The sequence below is a fragment of the Polynucleobacter brandtiae genome (genome assembly GCF_002797575.1).
GTDB classification, from domain to species: Bacteria; Pseudomonadota; Gammaproteobacteria; order Burkholderiales; family Burkholderiaceae; genus Polynucleobacter; species Polynucleobacter brandtiae.
Genome location: NZ_PGTX01000004.1, coordinates 133929 through 140739 on the forward strand (window position 1 = coordinate 133929; position 6811 = coordinate 140739).

Annotated in this window: 6 protein-coding genes and 1 pseudogene; all 7 read left to right on the top strand. The window is 38.3% G+C overall.

Annotated features, from left to right (window positions below; genetic code table 11):
- Nucleotides 1-31 precede the first annotated feature (31 nt).
- Nucleotides 32-817 (top strand): glycosyltransferase family 2 protein, encoded by a 786-nt coding sequence (locus B0G85_RS08715; protein ID WP_100380071.1) that lies wholly within the window; start codon nt 32-34, stop codon nt 815-817.
- Entirely contained in the window at nt 807-2075 is a 1269-nt protein-coding gene (locus tag B0G85_RS08720; protein WP_157799306.1) for a hypothetical protein, read from the top strand. Before B0G85_RS08715 ends, B0G85_RS08720 begins: the two co-directional genes overlap by 11 nt.
- Complete coding sequence (locus B0G85_RS08725) at nt 2053-3300, top strand: glycosyltransferase family 4 protein (RefSeq protein WP_232726004.1); 1248 nt, start codon at nt 2053-2055, stop codon at nt 3298-3300. The genes B0G85_RS08720 and B0G85_RS08725 overlap by 23 nt, the downstream gene beginning before the upstream one ends.
- A gap of 19 nt (nt 3301-3319) precedes the next feature.
- On the top strand, nt 3320-4144 hold the full coding sequence (locus tag B0G85_RS08730) for a glycosyltransferase (RefSeq protein ID WP_100380074.1): 825 nt from the start codon (nt 3320-3322) through the stop codon (nt 4142-4144).
- Nucleotides 4145-4179: 35 nt separating this feature from the next.
- Nucleotides 4180-4902: a sugar transferase gene (locus B0G85_RS08735; protein WP_100380075.1), complete on the top strand. Its 723-nt coding sequence runs from the start codon at nt 4180-4182 to the stop codon at nt 4900-4902.
- Nucleotides 4903-5338: 436 nt separating this feature from the next.
- Nucleotides 5339-6474 (top strand): IS3 family transposase gene (locus B0G85_RS08740; RefSeq protein ID WP_100380076.1). Its coding sequence is split into 2 segments (ribosomal slippage): nt 5339-5585 and nt 5585-6474, totalling 1137 coding nucleotides; the frame shifts between segments, so codons are not numbered across the junction.
- 18 nt (nt 6475-6492) lie between these two features.
- Nucleotides 6493-6714, top strand: a pseudogene (locus B0G85_RS08745) (IS30 family transposase); the annotation flags it as partial.
- Nucleotides 6715-6811 lie beyond the last annotated feature (97 nt).

Genomic DNA, 6811 nt, shown 5'->3' on the forward strand with positions numbered 1-6811 from the left:
GAAAAAGTATTTATTGTGTTTAGCATTTTAATTGACGGCTTTAAAATATAAGATCGACAATGAGGAGCAAATTATTTACAAGCCATTTGTTTCTATAATTACAGCGACCTACAATACCGAGCGTTCACTTGGAAAAACAATTGAATCGTTAAGGAACCAAAATTTTAAAGATTTTGAGTGGATTGTGATTGACGGGGGTTCAAACGACCTAACTCTTGAGATTATTAAGGAAAACAGCGATATCGTAGCAAATTGGATAAGCGAGCCGGACAGTGGAATCTACGATGCATGGAATAAAGGTCTGGGTTTGGCGCGGGGCGAGTGGATAGCTTTTCTAGGTGCTGGAGATTGCTACTTTCCTGAAGCCTTGCAAATTTATGTGAACGTAATACACACAGGCGATAGTGAGAGTGAGCTAATAACCTCAAAAATTCAACTGGTTGATGATAAAGGAAAGAGTCTCAGAGAAGTTGGATCAGAATTTGATTTTGAGCGGCATAAAAAGGTTATGACCATAGCACATGTTGGAGCTTTTCATAAAAAATCTTTATTTGAAAAATTTGGAAAATTTAATCTTGCATATTCGTCGGCTGGAGATTATGAATATCTGATGAGGTGCGGAGCCAATCTAAGGACATCACATATAAATAGTGTGACTGCGTCAATGTTGGTTGGTGGCGCTAGTGGCACATATGGAGCAATTTTAGAGGCATATAGAATTCAAAAAGACTATGGATCACCCATATTGATTGCAATAGTAAGAGCATGTATTGCATTGGTTAAAAATAACCTAAGGCCCTACATACGTGGTTACTAAGAAAAATCTAATTCTAAGGGAGCGATTGTTATATTTTTTGTTTTTGAATAATACAATAATTTGGCCAATTACCTTCAAAGTCGGTAGTTTAGTAATCAAGCCTTATTACTTTGCTTTATTTTGTATATTTTTAATATGGATTATGCACGTAAAAAATATACTCATTCCGGCTGCTTTTCTTCTTATTATTTCTTTTGCCTCATTACTCATCTCCACCCTATCATTTTCTTTGGGGGGGTGCGAGGATATGCATAATAAATTTTTATTGACTCTACCCGTATTTCTAGTTTCGTCAATTCTTGCATGGAGCATTGGCAGAGAATCATCTCCGCGGATTTGGGTTGGACTTATTAAAATATCTCAATTGATAATTATCGTATTATTTTTCGAATTTTTGCTTGAGTATCTTTTCCCCCAGTTTTTTTTGGATACAGCTCGATATAGAGATGCATGGAAGTTGTCTGGATTTTTTACTGAGCCAAGTCACGTAGCGTTTTCTGTGTTTCCCTGCATAGTAGTTATTCTTAGCTCCCTAGAAAGGAAAGTGCAAATTTTTGGATTGATTGCGCTTTTTATGATGGTTTTTCTCTCCCACTCATCCACTCTTTTTATATTGATATTGGGATGGATGTTATTTATTCTTTTTTTGAGAATAAAATCTACAAGTATTTTGCGAATTATCGTCGTAACTTTAATTGCCGCTTTTATTTTCCTAATTCCGAACTCTTTTTTTATGCCCACAGTTGATCGTGTTGTCGGAATTTTAAGTGATATTGACAGCAGCACTAATATTTCTAGTCTTGTGTTTCTGCAGGGCCTTGAGGATGCTTGGATTAATTTATATAGAACATATGGCTTTGGGCTTGGTTTAAATATGATGGGGTGTTCTCCTCTTCCAAAATCTGGCGCTAGAGAGCTTTTGGAAGGTTTAAATTTAATTAGTTTAAATGCGGAAGACGGCTCCTTTCTTGGCGCTAAAATTGTATCAGAATTTGGAATATTTGGAATTTTATTTTTCTCTTATTTGGTTTTTATATTTTTTAAATTAATAAAAAAATATAAATTTTCTACAGAATTATTGACCAAGCAGATGTATTTAATTCAAGTAACCCTAATTTATATAATAATTCTTATATTTTTTACTCGAACATCTGGTTATTTTGGCGGACCATTTTTTATGTTGGTAGCTATAATTGGATCTAATTACTCAAATTTTAATTTAAAAAATAATGACAGTGGAATTAGAAAAGAAAAATAAAATTCAATTAATTGTTTTAACTGATTATGCCTATATTAATGGAGGTGCTTCACAAGTTGCTCTTTCGAGTTTAAATTATTTGGCCGATTCTGGGGTTGATGTGAGATTGGTTGCTGCAGTAGGGCCTATTGACGCCAGTATTAATAGGGACAAGGTTTTAGTTACATGTTTTGAGGGTGTCGATTTGCTTGGTGACGCATTAAGGTTTAGATCGGCTGTAAATGGATTATGGAACTATAAGCATAAAAGAAATTTAGAGCTGATACTCAAGGAGTACTCGCCTGTGAATTCTGTAATACATATACACACATGGGTTAAGTCACTTTCCTCTAGTGTCATTAAGGCATGTATAGATCATGGATTTAAAGTTGTTCTGACGCTACATGATTATTTCTTAGTCTGCCCTAATGGAGGTCTGTATAACTATCCCAAAGGGGAGCACTGCACGGTCCCCCCTATGTCATTAAGCTGCCTTTCAACAAATTGCGATTCTAGGAGTTATGCGCATAAATTATGGCGCTATACTCGGCAGCTGATACAGGAAAACATCGCCCATATTCCAAACGAGGTTAAGAACTATATTTGTGTATCCTCCTACAGTGAGGCGCTTGTATCTCCTTATCTCCCAGAGGGTGCAAATGTATTTCGAATTCCCAATCCCATAACAATTAAAAAGTTACCAAATTTACCCCCTTCGCTTAGCAGCTCCTTCATATATGTAGGAAGGTTCTCGCCAGAAAAAGGCGCAACTTTGTTTGCACAAGCTGCAGATGCTTTAAAGATATCGGCGACTTTTGTAGGGCTTGGAAGTGAGGAAGATCGTATTCGCACGCTATGTCCAAGCGCTAAATTTTTAGGCTGGCTTGATAGTAATGGGGTATTAGGCGCGGTGAAATCTAGTCGGGCTTTGATATTCCCCTCTATCTGTCATGAGACGCAGGGTTTAACGGTTGCAGAGTCGGCTGCATTGGGGATTCCAGCCATAGTTTCGGACGGGTGTGCTGCGAGAGAGTTGATTGTCGATGGTGTTACTGGCCTATTGTTTAAATCTGGCGATCTTGTTGATTTAATTGATAAAATCAAGATGTTAGACGAAAATCCAAGCTTTGCTGATGAGCTTGGAGGTAATGCCTATGTTAAGTATTGGGGTTCGCCAAGTTCGCTTGAAAAACATGTTGCAAGTTTGTTGTTCTGCTATGAAAATATTATCTATGGCAGTTCGTAGTTAAAAATCTAGGAATCCTTTGGTTGATATTATTATCTCAATGGTAGTCTTTAAGACTCCTGCATCACAAATTGATGCCGTTCTAAGTAGTTTTTTAAATGAATCAAATATTATTAATATTGAAATATATATATTTGATAATGGATTAGATTCATCTATTAGAGACTATTGTAATGTGAAAGGTTTTAATTATTTAACCCTAAATAATAATGTTGGATTTAGTGGTGGCCATAATTTTATTCTAAAATCCACTTCTAGTAGGGCTAAGTCATATTTAATTCTAAATCCTGATGTATATTTGATGTCCGATGCTTTAAATAAGTTATATATTTTTATGCAGTCGCATTCGGATTGTGGGATTGTGTCTCCAAAAATCTTAAATCCTGATAATACAATTCAATATGTATGTAGATTGCTTCCAACCCCAATTGATTTGGTTTCTAGGAGGTTTTTCTCTAGATTTATTAAGCCCTATTTAAATAAAACAGAATTACGTTTTACAAATTATGATAAAACATACGATGTACCCTTTATTCATGGAGCATGTCTTTTGATTAACAGCGCTGCCTATGAGTTGGTTAATGGATTTGATGAGAGATATTTTTTATACATGGAGGATTTGGATATTTGTCGAAGAATTTCCAAAAGTCACAGAGTATATTTTTATCCGGAAGCATCTGCAGTCCATGGCCATGCTAAGGGCTCATATAAAAATAAAAAACTCCTGTACTACCATATAATTTCCGCCATTAAATATTTTAATAAGTGGGGTTGGTTTTTTGATTTAAAAAGGACAGAAACTAATAAAGCCACTTTGAGAAAGTTGCTATACTATAATTTCTAAAAACCGCTGGATTAAGCTCTTTACTTAATATATTCATGATTGAAGAAATTGAACCTCATGAGGCATTTCCTTATAAACCGCCAACTATTGAGATTTTAGAAAAATATCCGCATATTTTTAATTTAAAAGAACCGCTGCCGCCACGTTTTTTTAAAGTATTTTTTGATAAAACCCTTGCATTTATTTTGCTGATAATTTCTGCTCCAATTTTATTATTACTAAAGCTGACTTTTATAATTGAAGGTTGGGCAATTCCAGAAAATAAAGGCCCGATGTTTTTTTATTACAACGGGGTTAGTGCTGGAAGAATTATTCCTAAATATAAAATTCGCTTAATTAAAACTAAATATATTGAACCTGAGGGTGCCAAGAGGCATGATTGGCTTGCTTACTCTGCGGAGTGGACGCCCGATAGTCGCACCTTTGTTGGTCAATTTGTTAAGAAGTTCTACTTGGATGAGTTGCCTCAATTTTGGAGTGTTCTCAAGGGAGATATGAGTATTGTTGGGCCGCGTCCTTTATCTGTAATGCACTACGATCGAGACCGAGCGCAGGGAAACGTCACTAGGTTTTTGCTGCGTGGAGGACTTTTAGGTTTAGGTCACATCAATAAAGGCACTTCGGAAATGGGAAACCCAGCTTATGAATACGAATATGTAGATCAATATCTCAAGCGCTCTTCATTTGGGCTTCTTTGTTTGGACCTATGGATAATCTGGAAAGGCATCCTGGTAATTTTTAAAGGTGGCGGACACTAATTTTTAGTAAGGGCTATCAACTCTCCAATGGCCGTTGAAAGCTGTCTTTGCAATGTGGTTTGATAACGCATCAAGCGATCTAATTGATCTAAATCTGGAGTGGTGGAAAATTCTTTAATTTCTAATAATTTTGAAAAATCAGATACCTTTTGATTGCGTCGGACAAAGCGCGAAATTTCATTTGAATACCACTCTGCCGCACGTTTTAATTCACTCAGCTCAACCTCCCTAATGGCCTCATCAAGTTTCTGCTCAGAAACTACAGGTCTATCATCTAAGAATATAAATTTAATATTTAAGCCAGGTGAAAAATGATTCGGATTATCTTGCTTGACTAGCGGTATCTTTTGGTCAATGTAATCCTTGGGTAATCGTCCCCTAGGTTAACTTGATTTAAAAGTAGAATTTCTATGTAGTTTGATTTAAAGGAAATTCTATGAAGACCTCCCGATTTACCGATAGCCAAATCATGGCCATTCTCAAGCAAGCCGAATCTGGCGTGCCAGCCCCAGAACTGTGCCGTGAGCACAATATTAGCGTTGCTAGCTTCTATAAATGGCGCTCTAAATACGGCGGCATGGATGCTTCTATGATGTCCCGCGTAAAGGAGTTAGAGCTTGAAAATGCCCGCCTAAAGAAGATGTACGCCGAAGTCCAACTCCAGGCAGATGTCTTAAAGGAAGTTTTGCAAAAAAAGTAACTCGGCCATCTCGCCGCCGTGAGATGGCCAGCCAAGAAGTAAAAAGGGGTCGTATGAGTATCCGCCTAGCCTGCGATACCTTTGTCATTAGCCAGACCTGCTATCGCTATAGCCCTAAGCTGTCTTCTGACAATGCCCTTATTGCCGATTGGCTGATCCGTCTTACTCACAATCAACGCAACTGGGGCTTTGGTCTTTGCTTCTTATTTTTGCGTAACGTGAAGGGATTTACCTGGAACCACAAGCGGGTTTACCGGATTACGACCAAGGGAAGTCCCTTTAGGGATAAGGAACTAGAGCTTAATCTACGGATTAAACCCCATAAACGCTTAGTTCGGGAAAAGCCTTTACCCTTAGCTGTACCTCAAGGTATTAATGACACTTGGTCGATTGATTTTATGCATGACCAACTTCATGATGGCAGAACCATCCGCCTTTTTAATGTGATCGATGACTTTAATCGAGAGGCCTTAGCCATTGATATTGATTTTTCTATGCCCGCAGTACGAGTGATCCGGTCACTCGATCAGATCATTGAATGGCGTGGCAAGCCCTTAAAAATACGCTGTGATAATGGCCCCGAACTCGTAGGAAACATCCTGACTGCATGGGCTGCTAAACACCAAATTGAGATGAGTTATATCCAACCAGGTAAGCCACAGCAAAATGCTTATATTGAACGCTATAACCGCACCGTGAGATATGACTGGCTTAATCAATACCTCTTTGAATCGATTGATGAAGTACAAGACTTTGCAACCAAATGGATGTGGACCTACAATCACGAAAGACCCAATATGGGTTTAGGAGGAATTACTCCTAAACAAAAACTAGCACTTGCAGTACCAGCCTCTACTTTTAGCTTAGGTTAAAAAGGGGAGGATTACCGTGGCAGCCTTTACCAGCAGCTGCGCTGCCAAAAGAAACGCAAAAAGCGCTATGCCAGTGGCCGTGACCGGAGGGGTCAGATCGTCGGTAGAAGGCCCATCAGCGAGCGTCCCCAGCACATTGAAGCCAGATCCCAAATCGGCCACTGGGAAGGCGATACCGTCATTGGCGCTGCCCATAAGCAAGCCATCGTGACCTTAGTCGAGCGCAAGAGTGGTTATGCCTTTGACCTGTCTGGTTTCTTCGGACCATTTTCATTTAGAAACATGGGCTCCAGGGTTTAAGTTATTGCGCCATTCAGATACGAACTCTAGCGGGGTT